Here is a 24,586-nt window from a genome sequence, read left to right as displayed (position 1 = left end):
GAGGTCTGGCGTTCTGCAGAGTGCCTGCCGGCCCGAGTCTCAGGCCGGCGGGACTCGTGGTCAGTTGCTGACGTTGATGGCGTTGTCGACCGAGATCGCGCCAGGGGCCGACCAAGCGGTCATACCCGCTAGTCGTCGGGCGTTCCAAGTCGTGACGTTTCCGGTCAGTTTGATCTTGCCGCCAAGGGCGTCAACCCGAATTGTGTCTGCGTCGTAGTACCACGACCGGCGCAGAGCCTGCTCGATGTTGTCCTTCACGCTTGAGGCGCTGACTGTCGGTTTCACCAGGACCTGATTGGAAACGCCAACGACGCCCGAAAGCGTCCGAATGTCCCGCTCAGCGGCCTCTTTCTCGAAGTGCCAGTCGACTGTGCCGGACAAGGTGACCCAGCCCTTCTCGACTTTCACTTGAATGGCGCCGTCGGGAATCGACGAGTTCCAGCCGAGACGATCAATCGCCGCCGCCGCGATATCCTCATCGCTGCGCTTCACGTCGTAGGGCAACTTGACCTCGATTTCCTCGGCCACCGCTTTGACGCCCCTAACCCGGCTTGCGGCTTTCTCAGCGCCGGCCTTGCTGCTGTAGTTGTCGACGTGACCGGTGAGAGTGATGACGCCGTCTTTTGCCGTTACGCCGATATGGGCCGCGTCCACACTGGGTTCCCAGCTCAATTCGTCGAGAACGACTTTCTTGAGTTCGCTGTCTTTAGACATGATCTTCTCCGGAGTTGCGGCGATGTGGCAACCTGATGGAAAGCGACGGCGCGTTTGGCTGACCGTCGCCGACCAGGATCAAATCAACCGCGGCCTGAGTAGGCTGAAACATCGCCAGTGGCCGATGTTCCGCGCTCTCGCGGCCGAACAAGAAAGGGTCGGAAAGTACTCAGCCGAATTTGCGCATTGCGAGGACAAGTTCCAACGGTCAGCGGAGAGACCGAGTCCGGCTGCGATGCAGGCCTGGATAGACCGATGAGCACGCATATGTCGATTTCGTAACATCGATCGGCGCCAGAACCCGTCACTGACTGCCGCTCCGGTTGTGGGTCGCCAAGAGGCCAGAATTTGCGAACCACAGATCACCCGTTAGTGTCTCAATGTTGGACCAGATAGTCTTCGATCGATTGGTCGAATTGGGACAGACCGTCCTGGAGGTAGTCGCTGACCAATGGGATTTCGCTGATGTAGCGCGCGGTTCGTTCCCGACCAATATCGGCCGCCGCTTGCCGCGCCTTGGTCCATTCGCCCAAGTTGAAGTCACCGCGTCCTAGCAGGATCAGTGCGATGAGGTCGCGCTGTTCGTCATCATTGAGATCATGGATCGCTGAGTCGAGTTCATGGTGGGTGTCGTCGGAGGGGCCAAATTCAAGCGCGTCGACGCTGTTGTCATCGCTCGGGTTGGAGCCACTGTCAGGGTCTGTCTCGGTGACTTTCGAGTCGAATTCTCGAGCCTTGATGAGGATCGCGAAGGCCCTATCGGGTGTGATTGTCAGCGTCGGCATGAGGGGGTTCCATTCGTATGTGAGCGATCGGCGCGCACCGGCCTGTGTGTCAATTCACTGGCCTGCGATCGAAGGCGACCCTGCCGACCGGCGTCGGCCGGGCGCCGCAGTCGCGATCCGATCAGCGAGCGAAACCATGCCGCGCGTTGGCCGATCGATCTAGGCGGGCCTTGACTTGGTCCGTCGGCAAAATCAGATGGCCGTCTCCATCGACAATCCAGGCGAATGCAGCTCCGCCACTGAGTTCAAACTCAGCTTCCCTGAGCGCCTCGTCTATCGTCGCGCGGGAAGCTTTCACCAACGGAATGCCCGCGCTCGTAGCCGCGTGAACGAAGTAGATCGTCGACATTTTGGCTCTCCGTCGTTGAGCCGTGGGCAAGGACCGCTGCAACCGTGAGAGGCTCGCATTGCGGCGTATTCTCGGCGAGAGTCGGAATCTACCCACGAGGCCCCGTCGCCTATGTCGTCAGTCTCAATCGCTTGGATGAAATGACGCCGGGCCGTACGCCGAGTTCGGACCGCCCGCCGCGGCGACGCTGCGGCCCTGCCCTATGTCGAAGGGAAACATTCGCGACCGGCGCGATCACGGGAACGCGCAACGCTGACGCAGCGCCCGCGAATGAATCTGTGATGGCCGGAAGCCACACTCGATTGTCAGGCCACGCCCTCGCGCAGGGAATTTACACGATGTGATTCGATGGCGAGCACATCGGCGAAATCTCGCTGCGGTTAGAGCACAGCGTGAGAATGGCGTGCGCGATCCCGGCGAGTGAGGCCAAAGGCGGCCTATGAACTCGCGGACACAGACGACGATCAGGATGACGCCGACGACACCGACGACGCCGTGGCCATATCCATGCCGTGGCCCCAAATTGGGGAGGACGCCGCCGCCCCCCAGACCGCCAAGCAGAAGCAAGAGCAAGCAGGAGCAAGAGAAAGGCGGACAAGGGCGAATTCCGGTTCGGCACGGCGGCCTCCGACGGCCCGGAAGACTCGAAGAAGCCGAAGCGATCCCGCCAGCGCCTTTCGGCGTGGCGGCCAATCTGTTGAACGAGAAAAGAAAAGCGGGCGATCGGATTGGATTTGGGGGCCGCTCCGACCGCCAGTCGGCAAGCGCCGGTCTGCTTGGGGAACAAAGAGACAGACGCTCGATGCAATTAGGAATGCGGCAGACCGTGCTCGCACGAAAGGATCGGATTCTACTTATTCGGCGCCATGGGCGGCCAATTCGCTAGGGACAAGAACGTGTTCAGCCGCGCGCCGATCCGCCTCAGCGTCCCACCCGAGTAGCGTCTCGGGTCGAAAAGGCGACGCGAACTGACAAACGCTGCGCAGCGCATCCGTCTCGGGATATGCTTAGCGCAATGCAGGAGGTGAGAGCATGCAGGATGCCCGAGCCGCCCAGTATCGCAGATCATCGAAAGCGTGCGCTCAAAAGGCCACGGACCGCGGCAGTAACGCTGCCGATTGGACGAGCCTTGCCGACGAATGGGAGAAGCTGGCGCAAGCAAGTGAGGGGATTCTCGTCATTTCCAACCACGTCAAAATTGGACGGGGCGGCAGACAAAGCGCCCTTGGGGCCTAAAGACGAGCAGCGCCCCACCGACGTGAACGCAAGCGCCGTCATGATCGCGTAGGCCGCTTAGCGTCGAGGTTGCCTCGACCCCACCTAGAAACGAATCCTCTGCTTCGACATTTCGATTGCGCGGGGCCCCCAGTCGAGACCTCCAAAGATCGAGCGCGACACAGCTTGTTCTTCTTCGTGGCGGATGGCGGCCGGAGCAGAAGAGAAGGCTGGCGCGCCGGCGCCAGAACGTGAGTCAGATTCACTGCGATATCGCGCCGCGACGACGGTCGACGCGGCGCGCGCGCCTACGCGCCCGGCGTCTTGGCGCTCTGCTCGCTCGGCGCCGGCGGCTGAGTCAGCGTGTCGAAGCTGACTTTTTGCGCGTCGCTCAGCGAAGCGTAGAAGTCCTGCAGCGGCGGCTTGACGAAATCGACGCCGCTCGACATCGCCTGCAGCCGCGCCTTGACCGCGTCGAGCCGCCCGTCCGGCGTCAGCGGCGCCTGCTTCGGGCAGGACGCGAGGATCGCGTCGTCGGCCTTCCCCGCGGCGGCGGTCAGCGCGGCGAGCGAAGTGCGCTGCGCGGCGTTAGGGTGCACGGCGCTGTCGATCTTGTCGACGGCGATGACCGGGACGGCGTTCTGCGGGCCGCACAATTGCGCGAAATCCGCCCCGGCGGCGGTATCCGCCGGCGTTCCGTTCTGGCCGAGCGCGTTGAAAGCGGCCTTCTGCTCGTCGGTCAAGGAAGCGTAGAAGTCGTCGAGCGGGCCGCCGACGGCCGCGGCAGCGGTGATCATCGCTTGCAGCCGCGTCTGCACGGCGTCGAGCCGTCCGACCGCCGTCGTCGGCGTCACGGCGGCGCAGGAAGCGGCGAGCGTCTTTCCGGCGTCGGCTTCGGCGCTCTTGAGCGCCTCGAGCTTGGCGCTCTGGTCCGCATTGGGCTGGACCGCCTTGGCGATCGGGTCGATCGCCGCGCCGCCGGCGAGCGATTGGGCCGAGCCGCACAATTGCGACGTCGATTGCAGCGGAGGCGCGCCGGCGGACGGCGCCGCGCCGGACTGCGGGGCCGGCGCCGATTGGGATCGCGCCGGGGCGTAGCCGCCTTCGAGGAGAGCGTAGGCGTAAGGCAGCAGGATGCCGGCGAACAGGTCGTCGTAGCCGTAGGACCAGAACAGGCCATTGTAGGGTCCATAGGGCGAGAACGCGTAATCGAACTCGTCGTCATAGGCGTAAGGCCAGAACACCGGCCCGCCCCAGCCGACATAGCCGCGATGGTAGCCTTGCCAACCATACGCGCCATGGTGATAAGGCTGCCCCGCGGCGAAGGGCGTTCCCGCGCCGGGGCGGCTGAATGCGGCGACTCGCGCCGTCGGATGTCCCAGCAGGGCGCCGCCGAAGGAGCGCCCGAGCGCGAACCGCCCGGCGCCGAAGCGGCCGGCAAAGCCGCCTGAACGGAAGGAGCGTGGCCCAGCGAAACCACGCCCGCCGAAAGCGTGCGACGCGGAATGCCCTGAGCCTCCCCCACCGCCGCCGGCCGGACGGACGGTTTCCGCAGCGGCGAAATTGACGGCGAGACTGGCGCTGGCGACGATGGCCGCAGCGGCGGCGACGGCGAGTTTGCTCAACATGTCATCCACCCTTTCTGATGGCGAATGCGGAGCGAACCGCGAGGGCTCAAGCAAACCCCGTTGCCTGGATCGCTCGGTATTGCCGCAGGCTGGACAATCTGAATCGTCGCGCCTCGACGCGATAGAATCGGAATCTACTTAGCCGGCAGCTCTCGGATGGCCACCTGCTTCGGTGCGGGAAAGTGTTTGCGTGCGGAGTCGCTAAGCGGCTCCAGATGCGTTTAGATCCACCGCAAACGGGCGTGAGGTCCGAGCGCCGATCGGCGCGCTAAGCCTCTGGCGATGTCGGCTCAAGCGGGGTCGGCGTATGGAGCCGCTTCACTCGGCTTCAATAGGGTCCCAGTTCGCTTCTCGTAGGCGCCCTCATTGAACGCAAGATTTAGGCGTGTCCCCAGGTGATTGGCGAGTCTCTCAGCAGGGGCCTAGTTGGACACAAATCCATAGCCAGAAAGCGAATTGCAGCGTTCTTGACTCGCAAACTCTTTGACGGCGCCGCGCACTCAGATCGGCGCGGCATTCGACGACCATTCGACTCAAGCCGCGAGCGGCGTCTGTAAGTTCGCCAATTCCATGTTCGCCGTCGCGACCAACGGAAGATGATCGGAGGCTTGTCGGGCGAGCGGCGTGTCGTGAACGGCGAGATCGTCGATCAGACTGCTCGGCCAGCCGAGGATGCGATCCAGCGCGAAAATCGGTCTCCGCGCGGGAAAACTCAGGATCGACGGAGCGGCGCCGAAGGTCGGCTCGAGTACGTCGAGCGACGAACGACGGCGACGGCGCCACTCGTTGAAGTCGCCGAGCAGCACGGTCGGCATCGGCGGCAGGTCCATGAACGCCGCCAAGAGCGCGCCAGCCTGATCGACGCGGGAGAGACGAAACAGCCCGAGATGAGCGGCGATGATGCGGAACTCCCCCTCGCCGAGGTCCATCTCGGCGACGATCGCGCCGCGCGGCTCCAGTCCGGGCAATTTGAGGCGCGAGCGACGGTAGGCCTGCGGCTCTCCGCGCACGAGCAAGGCGTTGCCGCGCCAGCCGTGGCGATGCGGCGCGTCGGATTGCATGAGGAGTTGCATTCCCGTTTGGCGCGAGATCGCGTCTGGATCGAGCAGGCCGCCTTTCTGGCCGAAGCGACGATCGACCTCCTGAAGGGCGATGACGTCGGCGCCGATCTCGCCGATGACCTCGACGATCCGGTCCGGCCTGACGCTACGGTCCGCGCCCCTGCACTTATGGATATTGTAGGATGCAACCTTCATCATGACCTCAGTTCGGACTCTGTCATATATAGGGCATCGTCAACCGCGCCGCAGCGTCGCGAAGCTTGACGACGAACCAGCGACCGTCGATTTCCGCCAAAGTGATGGGCCGCGTGCGGCGTGTGTCAATGATCGCGCTCAACCGGCTAGCGAAATCGGGATCGTAGGTCTCGAGCGTCAGCTCGAAATTGAGCCTGAGGCTGCGCATGTCCCAGTTGGCGCTGCCGATGAGACTCCACTTGCCGTCGATGGTCATCAACTTCGAATGGTCGAATGGCGGCGGAGCGCGCCAGAGACGGCAACCGGATTGCAGCAAGGGCCTGACATGCGTTCTGACCGCCCAGGCGACGAGCCGATGATTGTTCGCCGCCGGCAGAACGAGCTGGACGTCCACTCCGCGTAAGGCCGCCAGTTGCAGCGCGGTCACCAATTGCTCCTCGGGCACAAAATACGGCGTCGCGATCCGGATCGACTGCTGCGCCGAATTGATCGCCGACAACAGGACCAGAACCAACTGATCGACCTCTTGGTCCGGACCCGCCGCAATTGCGCGTGCAGCGCTGTTTTCGCCCGAGGCTGCGTCGGGCGAGGGATTCGACTCGGTCTGGGCGTCACCCGTCGTGAAGGACCAGTCGTCCTCGAATTGTTGCGCGATTTGCCGCACGACCGCGCCCTGAACGAGAAAGTGCAAGTCGCGGACCGGCGCCTTCGGCTGTGATTGGAGCAGGTTCTCCGCGCCGATATTGAGACCGCCGACGAAAGCTGAGGCCCCGTCGACAATCAGGCTCTTCTTGTGCAGACGCAAGTCCAGGAACGGCATCTGCCAAGGCAGCGTCGAATGGAGGAAGCGCGCGACGGGAACGCCCTGTCTGCGCAGGTGACGATAGGCGGAAGAGCGCACGAAACCTCCGCCGAAACCGTCGATCAGAACGCGAGTCGCCACGCCTCTGCGGTGCGCCTTAGCCAAAGCGTCGACGAATTGCAGTCCAAGGGTGTCGGTGCGGAAGATGTAAGTGGAGAGAGCGATGCTCACTTTCGCCCCCTCAATGGCGGCGAGCATTCGCGGGTAGGCCTCGTCTCCGCAGGCGAGCACCGCGGCTACCTTGCCGGTCGAGATGCCCTGGCTGGTGATCTTGGTGATCGCAATCTTGAGACGCTCGATCGGATCGGCGAGCGCCACGCCACTCGCCTTGTGGGGATCGACATTCCGAAGCGATCCCTTCAATCGCCGCGCGCGGCGCTTTACGCGACTAATCCCAAAGCCGAGATACAGGAGCGCGCCGACGACAGGCGCGAGCCACGCCATTCCGATCCACCCGATGGCGGCGGGGACGTCGCGCTTGTTGATCAGTGTGTGAACGGTGACGGCGACGGCGATCAGGACATGGACCACCGCAGCAACGAACGATCGACTTGCAAGCCATGCCGATGGGACGACCAAATATTCCAATCCAGCCCTCAGGTATCGCAATCTCCGGCGCGCTGTTCCAGAATTCGCACGCCTTTGCAATGTGAACGTCGACTTTTGGATCAGCCGACAATGACTCCAAATCTTACTGTGTCACAAATTTGCGCGTTGGCGGCAGGGACATCTGGGCAATCGCCACAGTGCGTAGATTCCGAGCCTATCGTTCGAGCCTGATTTGCCTGATTCCTGGTTGTGCCGAGCGCCGGTCTTCTCTCCCCCGACCAGACTGGCTCTCGCTCGTGGGCGGTCGCCCGTAGCGACCGCCCGCTTTCTCTGTGCCGCGGGGACGTGGAGCGGCTTGAAGAGGCCGCGTCAGCAAATTCCGATTTGTGAATCGGCCCAACGCGTTGACCCCTGGCCCGGTTGTCATTCGGTATCGGGTCCGGATGCCGATCAGCGCGACAACGCATTGAGTTGCCTGTGGTCGGCAGGGTCAAATTCCTGATCCGATTCACACGCGGCTGATCAGCGACAGGCGCCCATGAAACGAACTCTCTTCATCGCAGCGGCAGTGATCGGGCTGGGAGCCGTCGTCGCTCTGGGCTTATGGATGGTCTTTCAACCCAAAGCGGCGACCGAAATCACTCTCTACGGGAACATTGACCTTCGGGAGGTGGAACTGCCGTTCAACGATTCCGAGCGGATCGAGGCGGTGCTGGTTAATGAAGGCGACCGGGTCGTCACGGGTCAGGTGCTGGCGCGGCTCGATACGGGTCGGCTGAACGCCCAGGCCGCCCAAGCGGCCGCTCAAGTGGCAGCGCAACTACAGGCAGTCGATAAATTACATTCCGGCTCGCGGCCTGAAGAGATTGCCCAGGCCAGAGCCAATGTCGCCCAGACTCAAGCCGACGTCGACGCTACGCGCACGAATTTCGATCGGGCGATGACGCTGAGCCAAAGCGCCGCGGGCAGCCGTCAAGATCTGGACAATGCAAGACAAGCCACTGAGTCCGCCGCCGCCCGACTGGAGGTCAACAAACAGGCCCTGCGCCTACAACTCGTCGGTCCGCGCTGGGAGGATATCGCCCAGGCCGAGGCTTTGCTCGACGGTTATCGCGCCCAGTACACGCTGGTTCAATTGGAGCTGGCCGACGCCCAGCTGATCGCACCCATGAATGGGGTGGTCCGCTCGCGGTTGGTCGAGCCGGGCGAGATCGTCACGCCCCAGAAGGCCGCCTTTTCGCTCGCAATCAACGATCCGAAATGGGTGCGCGCCTACGTCACCGAAACCGACCTTGGACACGTGCATCCCGGCATGAAGGCGGTCGTGACCGCTGACGCCTTCCCCAATCGCGGCTTCGAGGGCTGGGTAGGTTTCATTTCGCCTGTGGCCGAGTTCACGCCGAAGACGGTTCAGACGACGGATCTGCGAACCAGCCTGGTCTACGAGATCCGTGTGTTCGTAAAGGATCCCGACGACGATCTTCGCCAGGGCATGCCGACGACGGTGCATCTGCCACTCGCAGCCACGGCGAATGCGGCGGGACACGGGTGATGACGGACCCGCTCGCCAATGGCCCGGTGATCATCGGACGGGGCCTGCGCAAGTTTTTTCGCGGCCAAGCCAAGACGATCATCCGGGCCCTTGACGATGTCTCATTCGAAACAGCGCGCGGAACCTTGACCGCGCTGGTCGGACCGGACGGCGCCGGCAAGACCACCCTAATCCGGCTCATGGCCGGCCTGATGAGCGCCGATGAGGGAGAGCTGACAGTCCTTGGCGTTGACGTCAAAGCCAACCCGCAAGCGATCCAGGACCGCATCGGCTACATGCCCCAGCGGTTCGGTCTCTACGACGACCTCAGCGTTCAGGAGAACCTCGACCTCTATGCGGACTTGCACGGCGTTTCAGCGGCTGATCGGCGGGGCCGATATCCAAAACTAATGGAGATGACTGCGCTTGGTCCTTTCACCCGACGGCTGGCAGGCAAACTGTCAGGGGGCATGAAACAAAAACTCGGGCTCGCCTGCACCCTGGTGCGTTCGCCCGATCTGCTCCTGCTGGACGAGCCCACCGTCGGCGTCGATCCCCTCTCGCGGCGCGAACTCTGGGGCATCATCAACGGCCTGGTGCGCGACGAGGGTGTGCCGGTGCTGCTCAGCACTTCCTATCTGGACGAAGCCGCGCGCTGCGATCATGTGGTGGTCCTGCATCGGGGCAAGGTGCTGTCCGACGGGCCGCCATCGAACGTCATCGAGCTGGCGGAAGGCCGCGCCTTCACAGTCAAACCCACAGAGGATCAGGCCCCGCGCGAATTGCAGGCGCGCGTGCTGGGCGAGCCAGGCGTGGTCGACGCCTCGCCGGAAGCGGGTCTTGTCCGGGTCGTGCGCCGCAAGGGCGGCTCGGGCGCGCTTGCGGGGCTCCGCCCACTGCCGACGCCGGCGCGGTTTGAAGACGGATTCATGATGCTGCTGCAGCCAACCGCTGATCGGGCGGGAAGCGGAAACTTGGCCACCGACATGAAGCTCGACCATCCGCCGGCCGGCGACAGAAATGACACGGTGGTTCAGGTCAACGATCTGCTCAAACGCTTCGGCGACTTCGTCGCCGTCGACCACGTCAGCTTCGAAGTGCGGCGCGGTGAGATCTTTGGACTTCTGGGACCTAACGGCGCCGGCAAGACCACGACCTTCCGCATGCTTTGCGGGCTGCTGAACGCCACCAGCGGGGATCTTAAGATCGGCGGCGCCGACCTGCGGCGCAGTCCCGTCTCGGTGCGCCAGAAGATCGGGTATGTGGCGCAGAAGTTCTCGCTCTACGCCCAGCTCTCGGTCACCGAGAACCTTGATTTCTTCGCCAGCGCCTACGGCCTGCACGGCCTGAGGCGTCGCCAGCGGATCGACTGGGCGATGGCTCAGTTCGAACTCGGCCCCGTCGCCGGTCAGCTCAGCGGGCTGCTTCCGGGCGGCTACAAGCAGCGTCTGGCGACGGCCGCCGCCCTGCTCCACGAGCCGGACATCCTATTCCTGGATGAAGCGACCAGCGGGGCAGATCCCTTGGCGCGCCGTGAGTTTTGGCAGCGGATCACCGCTTTGGCGCAACAGGGCGTGACTGTGATCGTAACCACCCATTTCATGGTCGAGGCTGAATATTGCGATCGGATCGCCATCCTCGATTCAGGCCGCATCCTCGCCCAAGGCTCGCCCTCTGAGATCCGCGCACGGGGCGTGACGGCCGCCAATGCACAGCCGACGATGGAGGACGCCTTCATCACGGTGATCGAGGCCGCGCGGGCCAACGCGCCGCAGGAGCGAGCGGCATGATCGGCCACCCGTCCTCGCGCCTCGCCGCCAAGGCTAGGCGCGTGGCGGCGCTGATCCGCAAGGAGTTACGGCAGGTCGTCCGTGATCCCTCGAGCGTCGCCATCGGCGTCGTCCTGCCGCTGATGTTGATCCTGCTGTTCGGCTACGCCCTGTCACTCGACGTCAAGAATGTTCCGATCGCCGTGGTGCTCGAGGATCCGTCTTCCCAGGCCGGCGAGATCGCCGCCAGCTTTCAGCTCTCCTCTTATTTTGAGACCCGCGTGACCAGGTCGATGGCCGAGGCCCAGGAGCTGATGCTGTCGAACACGGTCGAAGGCATCGTCCGGGTGCCGGCGGACTTCGCGCGCCGATCGGCGCAGGGCGACGCTACCGTCCAGGTTCTGGTCAACGGCATCGACGGCAACACCGCCCGCATCGTCGAGGCCTACGCCGAGGCCGCGGTCGCTCAGTCGGGCGCGAGGCTCGCCGCCGAAGGCCAGAACGACAACAGCGCCGGGGGTCAGGCGGTGGTCGAAAGCCGGCTCTGGTTCAACAGCGCCAACGACAGCCGCTATTTCCTGGTGCCCGGTCTGATCGTGCTGGTCATCACCTTAATCGGCGCCTTCATGACTTCCATGGTGGTCGCTCGGGAGTGGGAGCGCGGGACGTTCGAGGCTCTGTTCGTTACGCCCGTGCGAACCGACGAAATCCTGCTTGGAAAGACGGTCCCCTACATCCTTCTGGGAATGGTCTATCTCTTGGTCTCGGTCGCGATGGGTCTTTTGATCTCCTCGAGCCTGAAAAGCCAGTTTCTATCCAGCCAGGTCACGCTGGTCGTCACCTTCATGCCGGCGCTTATGCTTTCGGGCTTCATTTATGACCTGCGCAGCGTTCCACTGGCGGTTCAGGCAATCAGCTACCTGGTGCCGGCCCGCTATTTTGTCAGCCTGCTGCAGACGCTGTTCCTGGTCGGCGACGTCTGGAGCGTGATCTGGCTGAACGCCGCCATCCTTGCCGGCGCTGCAATCGTTCTGTTGACGCTCGCCCGCCGAGCGACGCGCAAGTCGCTCGGGTGAATGGGATGTTGGCCTCCCTTCGCCGTATTTTCGCGTTGATCCGCAAGGAAGTTCTGGCGGTCCTGCAAGACGCCCGCACCCGCAACATGTTGCTGCTTCAGCCAGTGCTGCAGTGCCTGTTGTTCGGCTACGCCGCCACGCTGGACGTGAACAATGTTCCCTACGCGGTGCTTGACCGCGACCTGACTACGGCCTCCTCGGCCCTGCTGGCGAAGCTCGACGGCTCCGGCCTGTTCCATCGCGTCGCCAATCTGACTCAGACCGCACAAATGAAGCCGCTGATCGACAACCAGAAAGCGCTCATCGCGATTCAGATCGACCCCGACTTCCAGCGCCAGCTGTCGGCCGGCCAGCAGGCCGCCGTGCAGGTGATCGCCGACGGCCGCAACTCCAACACCGCCGACGCCGCGCTGGGCTATGTCGGCAGCGCGGTCGAGTCGTTCAACGTCGATTGGCGAAGCGACCACGGCCTGCCGCAACCCCCGATCCAGGTTATTATGCGCGCCTGGTACAGCCCCAACCTTGAAACCCGCTGGAACTTGATCCCGGCCCTGGTCGGGACCCTCACACTGATGTCGACCCTGATGCTGTCGGCCTTGGCCGTGGCGCGAGAGCGGGAAGAGGGCACCTTCGACCAGCTCCTAGTCACCCCCTTCCGCCCGGTGGAGATCATGGTCGGCAAGGCGATTCCCGCCATGATGATCGGCACGGTGCAGGCGACCAGCGCGCTTCTGGTCGCACAGCTCTGGTTCCGCATTCCCTTCGCCGGATCTTACCCCACACTCTATGTCGGGCTGATCCTGTTCCTGCTGGCGGCGGTGGGAATCGGCCTGTTCGTCTCGTCGATCGCGGCGACCATGCAGCAGGCGATGCTCTACGCCTTCGTCACGATCATGCCGTTCACGCTGCTTTCGGGTCTGACCACGCCGATCAGCAGCATGCCGCAGGTCTTGCAGGACTTCACCCTGATCAACCCACTCCGCTATGCGATCGACCTCGTCCACCGCGTCTATCTGCAAGGGGCGGGGATCGATCAGCTGGTCCCCGATCTCTGGCCGATGGCGATCATCGCCGCGGTGACGCTGACAGGCGCGGCGTGGATGTTCAGAAATCGGACCGAGTGAGACTTCCCGCGCGAGCGCCCCTGCCCCCTCTCGTCGTCTTAGCCTCGTTGCCGACCGCGTCGCGGTCGGTCTTGGCGGTCAGCCCGATGCGCACGCGTCCATTCTCGACAACGATCCGGCCATGGGCGGAATTGCCGGGTCGGAAGATGGTTGCAAGCAGGCTTAGGGTCCGAGCGCCGGACGGCGCGCAAACCCTCTGGCGATGTTGGCTTGAGTGGGCTCAGCATGTGGAGCCGCCTCACGCCTTGACGCTTGATCCGCGCGATATTGCCGCCTTGCTTCAGCTTTTCCGGCCGCGCCGCATTCGTCGAGGAGGCGGCGGCGAACATTGTGGCTGACGGCATACGCAACCGGGCCTCGTGAGTAGATTCCGATTCTCGCCGAGTATTCGCCGCAATACGAGACTGCGGAGGCCATGGGTCGTTTCCCAATTACGAGGCGAATCGGATCGACAGGCTCCCACGCCGCACCCCCGTCGTGCAGAATGCCTGCCGCAATGTATGAGGATTGGCATGGGCGTGTACTATGACAGGATCGCCGCACTGCGTGAAGAAAGGGCGGCAACGGTCGCCGCTCTCGACGAAATCGAGAAGGGCGCGATTATCACCCGAAACGGCATCGACCTGACCGAGCGACAGCGGCGGTTCCATCAGAACGTTCTCTCCAAGATTGACGCCCTTGTTGCGGCCTACGAAAATATCGATGCCCCGTGGGCCTAATGACGAGTGGCGCCTCGCTGACGTCATCGACGACGCGGCCAAAATCGTGCGCGTCGCGAGGGGCGAGGAAGCTGCGTTCGTCGGGCGGCAAGCATGGCCCGCCCCGGATGGGCAGAAGGGACGTACCGCAACTCTTTCAACAAGCATCGCGTCGATAGGGCATGCGGAATGACCGGCTTCGTCGCCATCCATCGCTGAGAGACCCCTCCCGTGTCGCAGCGATGCTCAACGGAGGCCCTGATCGGCGATGCCGCAATCCGGTTCGAACACCGCCTCCGGGACTCATCCGGTTTCTATGAGTGTGGCCGCGCTGGGTATCGTCTTCGGCGACATCGGCACGAGTCCGCTCTACACATTCAAGACAGTGCTCAAACTGACTGGCCACAACCCGGACGCCTCAGCTGTCCTGGGATGCCTTTCTCTGATTCTGTGGACGTTGTTCCTCATCACTAGCGTCAAATATGTCAACTTCGCGATGCGCATCAGCAACGACGGCGAAGGCGGCATCATCGCAATTATGACCTTGCTCGGAGCGAAAAAGCAGCGTCGCCCGATCATCGTCGCGGTCGGTTTGTTCGGCGCGGCGCTCATTTATGGCGATGGCGCGATAACTCCGGCGATCTCCGTGCTTTCGGCGCTCGAAGGCATGGAGCAGGCGACCCCGACGCTTGCGACCTATGAACTGCCGCTCACAGTCGCAATTCTGGTCTGCTTGTTCGCACTCCAGCCGCAAGGCGCCGCGCGCATTGGCAACGCCTTTGGTCCAGTCATGCTCGTTTGGTTCCTGACCATTGCGCTGCTGGGACTCGCCGGCGCGATTCGCCACCCAGGCGTGTTTGCGGCGCTCAACCCGCTTTATGGCCTCCACTATCTCTTCTCGGGCGGTGTGACGAGTTTCCTCGTGCTTGGCGGCGTCTTTCTCTGCGTGACAGGCGCAGAGGCGCTTTACGCCGATATGGGCCACTTCGGAGCGAAGCCGATTCGATTCGCTTGGACGGGGCTCGTCTTTCCGAGCCTTATCCTCAACTATGCCGGTCAGGCTGCGCTCGTTCTCGACGGCGCACCGACCGACGGCAACATCTTCTATCGCCTCTGCCCCGCTCCGCTGGTCACGCCACTGGTCATCCTCGCAACGTTCGCGACGATCATCGCCAGCCAGTCGATCATCACCGGAGCGTTTTCGATGACGAGGCAAGCGATACAGCTCGGTTGGCTCCCTCGCCTCACAATCAAACAGACGTCCGCAGAGGGGTACGGGCAAATCTACGTGGGGGCGGTCAATTGGCTGCTCATGATCGTAACGGTCGCGCTGGCGCTCGGCTTCCGCAGATCCGACAATCTTGCTGCAGCTTATGGCATTGCGGTATCGCTGACCATGCTGATCACTTCGGTCCTCCTGTTCATCGCAATGCGCGAGGTCTGGCGCTGGAATGTGATTGCAGCGGGCGCAGCCGCAGCGGGATTCCTCGTAGTCGACGGGGCCTTCTTCGCCGCAAATCTCAGCAAGATACTTGAAGGCGGTTATGTGCCGCTGCTGCTTGCGCTCGCGGTTTATGGCGTGATGCTAGTCTGGCACCGCGGCGCTATGTCGGTGCAGCGCCGGATTGAGACGTCGCTAACGCCGATCGAAGCATTTATTGCGGAACTGCAGTCCCACAATATCGCGCGGGTGCCCGGCACGGCCGTATTCCTCACTCGCTCAAAACACGGCGTTCCGCCCGTCATGGATTGGCACGTTCGACAAAATCGTTCGTTGCACAATTTTGTGCTGATCCTCACGCTCACCGTTGCTTCGACGCCTCGCGTCGAACGCCAAGACAGGCTGACCCTCGCTCGCGAAGCGCCAAGACTCTGGCGTGCCGAATTGCGATACGGTTTTATGGAGCATCCCGACGTCCCGGCCGCGCTCGCTGAATGCAGATCTCGTGGCTGCGAGGTCGATGTCGACGACGTTACCTATTACGTTGGCGGAGAGACGATTTTGTCGCGCGACGATAGGCTGGGCATTCCGCGTTGGGAGGAGGCGCTCTTCGCGGCGATGGCCCGCAACGCGGCAGCCATCAGCGACTACCTGAAACTTCCAAATGAGCATGTCGTCGAAATCGGCAGACGTATTTCGATTTGACGTGTGGTCGAGCTGCAAGCTCGGAACGCGCACAAGCGTACCTGAGATCTCTATTTCGATCGTCATCTCAGATCCTTTCAGGCGACGCCAGCGCTCGTTTTCACCACCGCGGCGGATCATCTTTCGGCGCCGTCGTGACCGTCGCGGGATCGGAGAAAGACGACGAGCGATCGTCGAGGCGGCACGACATTTCTCTGCCGATCGACGTGGCCGTACGAGCCTGTAACATGTGGCCCACGCAATCGCGGCGCCTTCTACGTAAGCGCCTGGCAGTCGCCCAGGGGGCATTGACGGACGACGTGTCGGTTGCGATCAGCTACGTGGCGACAGCGGTTGCGGCTTTGGCGGCGCCAAACGAACTCCCAAAACCTCATACTGCGAACACCCGCGGCGCCGACCCTTCCCAGGGACTGACTTCAGTGAATTCGCCCGGTGCGGAAGGCCTCGATGGTGCGCATAACGCCACGCAGTTCCGCCAGCCCCTTGAGCCGCCCGATGCAGGAGTAGCCAGGGTTGACCTGCTTGCCAATGTCGTCCAGCAGCAAATGACCGTGGTCAGGCCGCATCGGGATTTGCGCGTCCGGCCGCCCCTCGGCTGTCCGCCGCTCCTCCTCGCGCATGATCACGGCGGCCACGCCGATCAGGTCGGTGTCGCCGTCAAGATGCGCCGCCTCGTAAAATGAGCCGTCGGCTTCGTGCGTGGTGTTGCGCAGATGGACGAAATGGATGCGTGGGGCGAACTCCTCCGCCATCGCGACCAAGTCGTTTTTGGCATTGGAGCCGAACGAGCCGGTGCAGAGCGTCAGCCCGCAGGCTTGGCTTGGCACGGCTTCGAAGATCGCGCGCACATCCGCGGCGGTGGACATCACCCGCGGCAACCCGAACAGCGGGAAGGCCGGATCGTCGGCGTGGATGGCTAGCCGTGCGCCTTCCTCCTCCGCCACCGGGGTGATCTCGCGCAGGAATTCGATCAGGTTGGCGCGCAGGTCAGCAGGCGTGATGTCTTTGTAGGCTTCGCACATCTTGCGAAAACCAGCGCGGTCGTAGGCGAAGTCGCGCGCCGGCAACCAGTCGATCAGGACCTTCTCCAGCTTCTCCATCTGCTCAGGCGAGTTTGCCTTGAAGCGGGCCTCGGCCGCAGCGATGCGGGCGGGTGTATAGTCCGCTGCGGCCCCGTTGCGGCGCAGCACGAACAAGTCGTAGGCCGCGAAATCGACCGCATCGAACCGCAGCGCGTACCCGCCGCTGGGCAGCTTCCACGCCAGCTCGGTGCGGGTCCAGTCGGTGATGACCATGAAGTTGTAACAGATGGTTTTCACCCCGGCGCGCGCGACGTTGCGGATCGACTGCTTGTAGTTGTCGATCTTGCGCCGGAAGTCGCCGGAGCGGGTCTTGATTTCCTCCCCGACGCCGATGCTTTCGACCACCGCCCAGTTGAGCCCAGCGGCCTCCACTTCGGCCCGCCGCTTCGCCACCTCGGCTTCCGTCCATACGCCGCCCTGGTTCAGATGATGCAGGGCGGTGACGATGCCGGTGGCGCCGGCCTGACGCGCGTTTTCAAGCGTCACCGGGTCATCGGGGCCAAACCATCTCCAGGTTTCGAGCATAGATGGGATGTCCCCTTGTCAGGATATTAGCCTCTCCCCCCGGGGAGATGTGTCGCGAGTGCACGCCGACAGCGCCGGTCTGATGCCGACCGCCAGGATCTGGTCGAGATCCTTCACCACCTGCGCGCGGAACGCCTCCCGCGCGAGCAGTTCGGGGTTGAAGATCTCGGTGACGGCAAACAAAGCCTCGGCTAGGCGCACAGCGTTGCGCCCGCAGCTTTGGCCGGTGCGCACCAGCTGGGCCGCCAGCGGATCCCTGATGTCGTACGCCAAGCCCTGATCGTCGACGCCGAGGGCGAAGCGCATCCAGGCCGCGACCGCGAAGGCGATCCGCCGCGCCGAACCGCCCGCGCGTAGACGGTCAAGGGCCGGCTCAAGTAGCCGCGGCGACAGCTTCTGCGAGCCGTCCGAGGCGATCTGCAAGGTCAGATGCCGGATATTCGGGTTCCGGTAGCGGCCGGCGAGTTCCTCGGTGTAGCGCGTGATGTCGACGCCAGGAATGGGAGGCACCGTCGGCGCTAGGTCCTCGGTCCAAAGCTGGGCGATGAAGCGGGCGACGACGGGATCGCCGAAGGCTGCCGCAACCGTCTCCAAACCAGCCACCACGCCGATATAGGCCATCGCCGAATGCGTGCCGTTGAGACAGCGCAGTTTCATGATCTCAAACGGCAGCACGTCGTCCACTAGAGTTGCGCCGACGTCTTCCCAGCGCGGCCGCCCAGCGGTGAAGCGGTCCTCGATGACCCATTGGCGGAACGGTTCGCAGACCACCGGCCACGCATCGACCAGTCCGAGCCGGACAGAAATGCTTTGGCGGTCTTCGTCGCGCGTGGCCGGGGTGATGCGGTCGACCATCGTGTTGGGGAAGCTGACGGACTCGGCGACGAAGCGGGCGAGCTCAGGGTCGCGCAGGGCGGCAAAGCGGGTGACGATGCCGTGCGCCTTGCTGCCGTTCTGCGAGAGGTTGTCGCAGACCAGCACGGTGAACGGCCTCAGCCCGGCGGCGCGACGGCGGCGGATCGCCTCGGTGAGCAGACCGGGCACGCTGCGCGGCAAAGCATCCCCAGTCAGGTCGGCGACGATGGCGGGATGCGCCTCGTCCAGGGCGCCGGTGGCGGCATCCTGGCAGTAGCCCTTCTCGGAGACTGTCAGGGTGACGATGCGGGTCGCCGACGCCGTCATGCGAGCCAGAACCAGCCCCGGATCTTCGGGCGCCGTCAACACCTCGCGCAGTGAGCCGACGACGCGCAGCCGATCCCCCGCGGCGTCGCGCAGCGCTACGGTGTAGAGGCCATCCTGAGGCGTCAACGCCAGTCGTGTCGCCGACGAGAGCGGGTTGACGCCAATGATACCCCAGTCGTGGGCGCCGGCGGCGAGGATGTCGTCGGTGTAGACCGCCAGATGGGCGCGCATGAAGGCGCCGACGCCGAGATGGACGATGCCGGGGCTGACGCCGGTCGGATCGTAGGCCGGTCGCGCGACATCTGTTGGCAGGTCGGCCAGCGTCGCCAGCGACAAACGTTTGACTGGAACGGCAGACGCAAGACTCGAGGGACTCACGTCACGCCTCCTTTGTTGCCAGGACCGATCTCCTGGCGCGTCCACCATCGGCGCCTGGAACGTCTCACGTCGCCTGGCCGACCGCCAGCCCTCATCTGTTGTCGGTGGCGGCCATCTGTCGCGAGCGGTCAACCAGGCGGCAAAGTCTGCTGCCTTGCAACACCGCGGGCGCCGATACTCTGTAACCGCCGTGGTCTGAGTACTTTCCGAATCTGCCCTCGGCGGTCATGCCGTGGTACGTGGCAGCAATGCAATAAAATGCTGTCTCTCTTTGGATTTTGGCAAATCCCGACAGCTAGTCGGAGGAAGCTTCAGGGCGGCCTCGCAGTGGGCAAATGATCGTTCTCGGCGTCTTCGCTGACGTCGATGCGGGCCAACGAGCGATTTGGGAGGAAAACAGCAATGGCGGACGGAACTGTTGCGGTAGCGCCGGGCTTGGCTAGTAAGGTGGTTACGAAAATCGGCCACTACCGTTGGACAATCTGCGCTCTGCTGTTTTTCGCTACAACCATCAACTACCTGGATCGGCAGGTTATCGGACTGCTGAAGCCAACCTTGATGGGGGATCTGCACTGGACAGAGACCGATTTCGGCGACATCGTCGCAACGTTTTCCCTGTTCTACGCCTTCGGTTACGTCGGCGTCGGCCGCCTGATGGACAAGGTCGGCGTCAGGCTCGGCCTGTCCTGCTCCGTGGCTGTGTGGAGCGTGTTCGCCTGCCTGCACGCCGCCATGAGCAGCGTGCTCGGCTTCAAGTTTGTCCGCGGCGGCCTGGGCCTCGCTGAAGGCGGCAACTTCCCAGCCTGCATCAAGAGCGTAGCGGAGTGGTTTCCGGTCAAGGAACGCTCTCTCGCCACCGGCATTTTCAACGCGGGGAGCAATGTCGGCGCGGTCGCAGCGCCGATCATCGTGCCGCTTCTCCTGTTGTTCGCGAGCTGGCGGGTCGCTTTCCTGGTCACCGGCGCCATCGGCTTCGCCTGGGTGATTGCCTGGCACATGATCTACCGGAAGCCGGAAGAGCATCCGAAACTGTCGGCTGCAGAGCTGGCCTATATTCGCAGCGATCCGGTGACCGACCAAGTGCGTATTCCGTGGCTCCAGCTGCTGGGCTATCGGGGAACCTGGGCCAACATCGCCGGCACTTGTCTCAGCGCGCCGGTGTGGTGGTTCTATCTCAACTGGGTTCCAGGCTTCCTCTCCAAGCGGTTCGACGTCAATCTCATGGACGCAATGCTGCCGTTGGTCGCCATCTACTGCATGGCGGATATCGGCAGCGTCGGCGGGGGCTGGCTGTCGTCCCACCTCATCAAGCGAGGGGTCAAGACTCTGCGGGCCCGCAAGATCGCGTTCCTGGTCTGCGGCCTGTGCGTCTTGCCGGTTTTCCTGGCTGCAGATGTCACCAACTTATGGCTGGCGGTCCTGCTGATCGGTGTGGCGGCGTCGGCCCATCAGGGCTACTCGGCCAACGTCTACACCATCGTGTCGGACACCATGCCACAGAGCGCCGTCGCCTCGGTGGTCGGGATCGGCGGATTCTGCGCCTACATCGTCAGCATGTTCGTGTCGATGGGCGTCGGACGCCTGCTGGATGCGACCAACGGCAATTATCGGATCCTGTTCGGTATCGCATCATCGTTATATCTGATTGGGCTGATCATCATGCATTTGATCCTGCCGAAGACCGGGTCGGGCAAGACCCCCGCCGGCATTGAGGTCTGACCCAGGAACCGCGCCCACCGTTCGGATGCATCGGGGTGGCTCTCAAGCGCCTGCGCGCCCGCATCTGCAGCGAAGTCTGAGTAGTTTCCGAACCTACTCGCGCCCCTCCGCGCAGCTACACTTCGCAGGAGGCAGGCGCCGCACTGGCGGTTCTGGTCCATTCGAATGGAAACGCCGATGATGAACGATGACCGTCTTTTCCCCGCCGAACCGACGACCCGCGCGATCGCCCGCCGCCTGTTCCAGGAGGTGCGCAATCTGCCGATCCTATCGCCGCACGGGCACACCGATCCGCGCTGGTTCGCGGAGAACCAACCGTTCCCCGATCCGGCGCAACTCTTCGTGACGCCGGACCATTATGTGTTTCGCATGCTCTACAGCCAAGGCGTAGCGTTGGAGGATCTTGGCGTGCCGCGCGTCGACGGCGGCCCGGTCGAAGCCGATCCGCGACGCATTTGGCGGCTTTTCGCCAAGCACTACCGTCTCTTCGCCGGCACGCCGACCCGGCTGTGGCTCGATCATTCGTTTGAGAGCTTGTTCGGCCTCACCGAGCTCTTGTCGCCCGCGAACGCCGATCGCCATTACGACGTCATCGCCGAAGCGCTGCAGCGGCCCGAATTCAGTCCGCGCGCGCTGTTCGAAAAGTTCAACATCGAGGTTATCGCCACCACCGAGACCGCGCTGGATGATCTGCGCTGGCACAAAGCCATTCGCGATTCTGGCTGGCGCGGGCGCGTCGTCACCACCTACCGGCCGGACTCGGTCGTCGACCCGGCGTTCCCCGGCTTTCGCGACAACGTCGCCAGTCTTGGCGCCATTGCCGGCGAAGACGCGACGACGTGGTCCGGCTATCTTTCCGCACATCGCAAGCGCCGCGCCTTTTTCAAGACGCACGGCGCGACCGCGACCGACCATGGACATCCGAGCGCGGCGACTGCAAATCTTGCGCCCGCTGAAGCGCGGGCGCTCTTCGCCCGCGTGATGGCCGACGCCCCTTCGGGAGCGGACGCCGAACTCTTCCGGGCGCAAATGTTGACCGAAATGGCGGCGATGAGCCTGGACGACGGGCTGGTGATGCAAATCCATCCCGGTTCTTGGCGCAATCACAATCCTCTGCTTTACGCGCACTTCGGCCGCGACAAGGGCGCGGACATTCCGATCCAGACCGACTACGTCCACGCGCTGAAGCCGCTGCTCGACCGCTTCGGCAACGAGAAAAGCCTGACGGTCATTCTCTTCACCCTCGACGAGACTGCCTATTCGCGCGAGCTCGCGCCTCTGGCCGGCCACTACCCCGTTTTGCGGTTGGGTCCGCCCTGGTGGTTCCTCGATTCGGTCAATGGCATGCGCCGCTTTCGCGAATTGACGACCGAGACCGCGGGTTTCGCCAACACCGTCGGCTTCAACGACGACACGCGCGCCTTTCCCTCGATCCCAGGCCGCCACGACGTGGCGCGGCGCGTCGACTGCGCGTTCCTCGCCGAGCTCGTCGCCACGCATCAGCTCGATGAAGACGAAGCGCGCGACTGGGCGCGGGCCCTCGCCTACAGCCTCACAAAGTCCGCCTATCGATTCTGAATTGAGCGACTAAGCCGGGAGGCAAAAGGGAGGACAGCGCGTCACGCTGCGATCTGACACCGCACGGGTTCGCCTGGGGCGGCCCAGAATTGAACGGCTCGGCCGATGGTGTCGCTCTCACAAATCGGAATTTCGCGCCGCGCTCGTCGGCTTGAAGACTTACGCGTCATCGAAGCGACTCACATCAGGACCGCAGGAACAGCACTCATGAGTGCGCACCAAGACGTCCTCTGCATCCATCCCGACGACGACATGCTGGTCGCGCTAAACGATTTGGCTGTCGGCGCCGTGGTGTATTGCGATCAAGAACCCTACCGGATTTCGAGCCCGGTGCAACGCAAGCACAAATTCGCGCGTCGAGACTTTGCTGCAGGTGAATTGCTCAAACTCTACGGCGTTCCCGTCGGCCGGGCTACGCAGCCCATCCGCGAAGGCGAGGCCATCACCAGCGACAACCTGACACACTATGCCGCCGAGGTGGTTGAGGTAGCCGCCAAAACATACCGGTGGACGCCGCCGGACGTGAGCCGCTGGCAAAACGCGACTTTCAAGGGAGTCGTTCGCTCCGATGGCCGCGTGGGCACGGCGAACTATTGGCTGATCTTCCCTTTAGTGTTTTGCGAAAACCGCAACGTCGAACGGCTGCGCAATGCGTTGGAAGGACCATTGGGTTACGCCAACGAAGATTTGGCTGCATTCGCCCGCTCTCTGTTAAACGATGGCGCTGCTGTCCCTAAGGCGGTTCGACGCCCGTTTGAAAACTTGGACGGGATCCGCATGATCACCCATGCCGGCGGCTGTGGCGGGACTCGTGCGGACGCGCGTGCGCTGTGCAAAATCCTGGCGGCCTATGCCGATCACCCCAATGTGGCGGGCGTCACCGTGTTCAGCCTGGGTTGCCAAAACGCCCAGATTTCGATGTTCGAAGATGCGTTGAAAGCGCAAAATTCGAGCTTCTACAAACCCTGTTTGATCTATGAGCAACAGCGATGGGACGGCGAAAAGGCCATGATGCAGGCCGCGCTGCAAGCCACCCTGAAAGCGCTGAACCAAGCCAATCAGGTCACGCGACAACCCGTGCCCTTATCGAACCTCAAAATCGGCGTGAAATGTGGCGGCTCCGACGGATTCTCGGGCCTGACCGCCAACCCTACGATTGGCCAGGTTTCGGATATCGTTGTGGCGTTGGGCGGCGCCTCGCTGTTGGCTGAATTTCCTGAATTGTGCGGCGTAGAGGCCAACCTGATCGAGCGTTGCGTCCATGATAGCGACAAACAACGCTTCTTGAACTTGATGCGCGATTTTGAGGCCAAGGCCGAGGCCGTCGGCGCGCACTTGGCCGACAACCCAAGCCCCGGCAACATCCGCGACGGTCTAATCACGGACGCGATGAAGTCCGCCGGCGCGGCCAAGAAAGGCGGAACCTCGCCCATTGTCTCGGTGCTGGACTACGGCGAACCGGTTCGCGACGCGGGACTATCGCTGTTGTGTACGCCAGGCAACGACGTGGAGTCGGTGACGGCCATCGTGGCCTCAGGAGCCAATATGGTCTTGTTTTCCACCGGCTTGGGTACGCCGACTGGGAACCCCATCGTGCCCGTATTGAAGATCGCCAGCAACAGTGCCGTCGCGCGCCGCCTGTCCGACATTATCGACTTTGACTGCGGCCCGGCGCTGGAAGGCAAGTCGATAAATGAATTGGCAAACGAACTGCTGGATGTGGTTATCGACACCGCCTCTGGCGACTACCGCACAAAGGCCGCTCAATTGCAGCAATACGACTTCATGTTCTGGAAGCGGGACATCTCCCTCTGATCGGTCTGACCGACCCTAAGCCACGCTGACGAGAAATAGGATCGTGCAACAACTTCGTCGCGACCAAGCCTTCAATCTGCCCGTTCGCATCATGCAAGTTGGACGCAACATAAAAGAAATTGACAGGGATGCGTTGGTGGATGGTCGGCCTGGTCACCGCAGGCTCGATCATCAACGACCTCGCCAGAAACACAGGCTCGGTCGTCGCGCCGACGGCGCACTGCTGCTGCGCAAGGGTGTCATAGACGCGCCTTCCCGAAGACCCGTTGCGCTCGCGATAGCGCTCACATTCAAAACGGACAGACGTTTGGACCAATGACCTTCGGCCTATGGGCCTAAATCGCCGCCGAGGCGGTCGCGGTCGGATTCGGTCCAACCGACATTCTGCATGGAAGCTTTCACACCACAGAGGAGACAACGGAAATGTCAGTCGACCGTATGGCGGTTCTGTCGGCGATGATCGACCAGGGGGTGATCCCGGTTTTCTATCATCCCGACGTCGAGGTTTGTAAGAAGGTCATCCAGGCCTGCGCCAATGGCGGCGCGAAATGTATCGAGTTCACCAATCGCGGCGAGTTCGCCGCGCATGTGTTCTTCGAGGTGAC

18 protein-coding genes are annotated in these 24,586 nt (G+C 63.1%); 10 read left to right on the top strand and 8 right to left on the bottom strand.

All coding sequences use genetic code 11. From position 1 onward, the window contains the following. Positions 1 to 60: 60 nt before the first annotated feature. The 6 genes from ABSF49_RS11210 to ABSF49_RS11185 all read right to left on the bottom strand — a co-directional run bounded on the left by ABSF49_RS11210 (position 61) and on the right by ABSF49_RS11185 (position 7,388). Positions 61 to 714, bottom strand: a complete 654-nt coding sequence (locus ABSF49_RS11210) for a BON domain-containing protein (RefSeq protein ID WP_424112739.1) — start codon at positions 712 to 714, stop codon at positions 61 to 63. A 377-nt stretch (positions 715 to 1,091) separates the two neighbouring features. Next, a complete protein-coding gene (locus ABSF49_RS11205; RefSeq protein ID WP_424112738.1) occupies positions 1,092 to 1,499 on the bottom strand; it encodes a DUF3775 domain-containing protein in 408 nt (135 codons plus the stop codon). 121 nt (positions 1,500 to 1,620) lie between these two features. Then, positions 1,621 to 1,848 (bottom strand): hypothetical protein, encoded by a 228-nt coding sequence (locus tag ABSF49_RS11200; protein ID WP_424112737.1) that lies wholly within the window; start codon positions 1,846 to 1,848, stop codon positions 1,621 to 1,623. A gap of 1,523 nt (positions 1,849 to 3,371) precedes the next feature. Further along, complete coding sequence (locus ABSF49_RS11195; RefSeq protein WP_424112736.1) at positions 3,372 to 4,691, bottom strand: Spy/CpxP family protein refolding chaperone; 1,320 nt, start codon at positions 4,689 to 4,691, stop codon at positions 3,372 to 3,374. Positions 4,692 to 5,224: 533 nt separating this feature from the next. After that, on the bottom strand, positions 5,225 to 5,947 hold the full coding sequence (locus tag ABSF49_RS11190; protein ID WP_424112735.1) for an endonuclease/exonuclease/phosphatase family protein: 723 nt from the start codon (positions 5,945 to 5,947) through the stop codon (positions 5,225 to 5,227). A 22-nt stretch (positions 5,948 to 5,969) separates the two neighbouring features. Then, positions 5,970 to 7,388 (bottom strand): phospholipase D-like domain-containing protein, encoded by a 1,419-nt coding sequence (locus tag ABSF49_RS11185; RefSeq protein WP_424112734.1) that lies wholly within the window; start codon positions 7,386 to 7,388, stop codon positions 5,970 to 5,972. Between the two features lie 508 nt (positions 7,389 to 7,896). Between ABSF49_RS11185 and ABSF49_RS11180 the strand changes: the two genes are divergently transcribed. The 6 genes from ABSF49_RS11180 (at position 7,897) to ABSF49_RS11155 (ending at position 15,702) form a co-directional block, all read left to right on the top strand. Beyond that, entirely contained in the window at positions 7,897 to 8,910 is a 1,014-nt protein-coding gene (locus ABSF49_RS11180; RefSeq protein ID WP_424112733.1) for an HlyD family secretion protein, read from the top strand. Further along, on the top strand, positions 8,910 to 10,679 hold the full coding sequence (locus ABSF49_RS11175; RefSeq protein WP_424112732.1) for an ATP-binding cassette domain-containing protein: 1,770 nt from the start codon (positions 8,910 to 8,912) through the stop codon (positions 10,677 to 10,679). The genes ABSF49_RS11180 and ABSF49_RS11175 overlap by 1 nt, the downstream gene beginning before the upstream one ends. A gap of 41 nt (positions 10,680 to 10,720) precedes the next feature. Further along, on the top strand, positions 10,721 to 11,734 hold the full coding sequence (locus tag ABSF49_RS11170; protein WP_424112731.1) for an ABC transporter permease: 1,014 nt from the start codon (positions 10,721 to 10,723) through the stop codon (positions 11,732 to 11,734). A 5-nt stretch (positions 11,735 to 11,739) separates the two neighbouring features. Further along, positions 11,740 to 12,858, top strand: a complete 1,119-nt coding sequence (locus ABSF49_RS11165; protein WP_424112730.1) for an ABC transporter permease — start codon at positions 11,740 to 11,742, stop codon at positions 12,856 to 12,858. A 512-nt stretch (positions 12,859 to 13,370) separates the two neighbouring features. Then, on the top strand, positions 13,371 to 13,577 hold the full coding sequence (locus ABSF49_RS11160) for a hypothetical protein (RefSeq protein WP_424112729.1): 207 nt from the start codon (positions 13,371 to 13,373) through the stop codon (positions 13,575 to 13,577). 247 nt (positions 13,578 to 13,824) lie between these two features. Then, positions 13,825 to 15,702 carry a potassium transporter Kup gene (locus ABSF49_RS11155; RefSeq protein WP_424112728.1) on the top strand — a complete coding sequence of 626 codons (1,878 nt, stop codon included), beginning with the start codon at positions 13,825 to 13,827 and terminating at the stop codon, positions 15,700 to 15,702. Between the two features lie 416 nt (positions 15,703 to 16,118). On the opposite strand, the gene uxuA is transcribed toward ABSF49_RS11155, so the two are convergent. Together uxuA and ABSF49_RS11145 are read right to left on the bottom strand one after the other, a co-directional pair. Continuing rightward, positions 16,119 to 17,309 (bottom strand): mannonate dehydratase, encoded by a 1,191-nt coding sequence (uxuA, locus tag ABSF49_RS11150; protein ID WP_424112727.1) that lies wholly within the window; start codon positions 17,307 to 17,309, stop codon positions 16,119 to 16,121. 18 nt (positions 17,310 to 17,327) lie between these two features. Then, on the bottom strand, positions 17,328 to 18,869 hold the full coding sequence (locus ABSF49_RS11145; RefSeq protein ID WP_424112726.1) for a mannitol dehydrogenase family protein: 1,542 nt from the start codon (positions 18,867 to 18,869) through the stop codon (positions 17,328 to 17,330). A gap of 402 nt (positions 18,870 to 19,271) precedes the next feature. On the opposite strand from ABSF49_RS11145, the gene ABSF49_RS11140 reads away from it, so the two are divergent. The 4 genes from ABSF49_RS11140 to ABSF49_RS11125 all read left to right on the top strand — a co-directional run. Further along, positions 19,272 to 20,588 (top strand): MFS transporter, encoded by a 1,317-nt coding sequence (locus tag ABSF49_RS11140; protein WP_424112725.1) that lies wholly within the window; start codon positions 19,272 to 19,274, stop codon positions 20,586 to 20,588. 177 nt (positions 20,589 to 20,765) lie between these two features. Then, on the top strand, positions 20,766 to 22,166 hold the full coding sequence (gene uxaC / locus ABSF49_RS11135) for a glucuronate isomerase (protein WP_424112724.1): 1,401 nt from the start codon (positions 20,766 to 20,768) through the stop codon (positions 22,164 to 22,166). Positions 22,167 to 22,373: 207 nt separating this feature from the next. Continuing rightward, positions 22,374 to 23,981: a UxaA family hydrolase gene (locus tag ABSF49_RS11130; RefSeq protein WP_424112723.1), complete on the top strand. Its 1,608-nt coding sequence runs from the start codon at positions 22,374 to 22,376 to the stop codon at positions 23,979 to 23,981. A 423-nt stretch (positions 23,982 to 24,404) separates the two neighbouring features. Continuing rightward, positions 24,405 to 24,586 (top strand): beta/alpha barrel domain-containing protein (locus ABSF49_RS11125; protein WP_424112722.1); only part of this gene is annotated, 182 nt, incomplete at its 3' end.

This window comes from Roseiarcus sp., assembly GCF_049514155.1.
In the GTDB taxonomy this organism is placed as follows: domain Bacteria; phylum Pseudomonadota; class Alphaproteobacteria; order Rhizobiales; family Beijerinckiaceae; genus Roseiarcus.
This window is presented reverse-complemented; position numbering and strand designations above follow the sequence as displayed.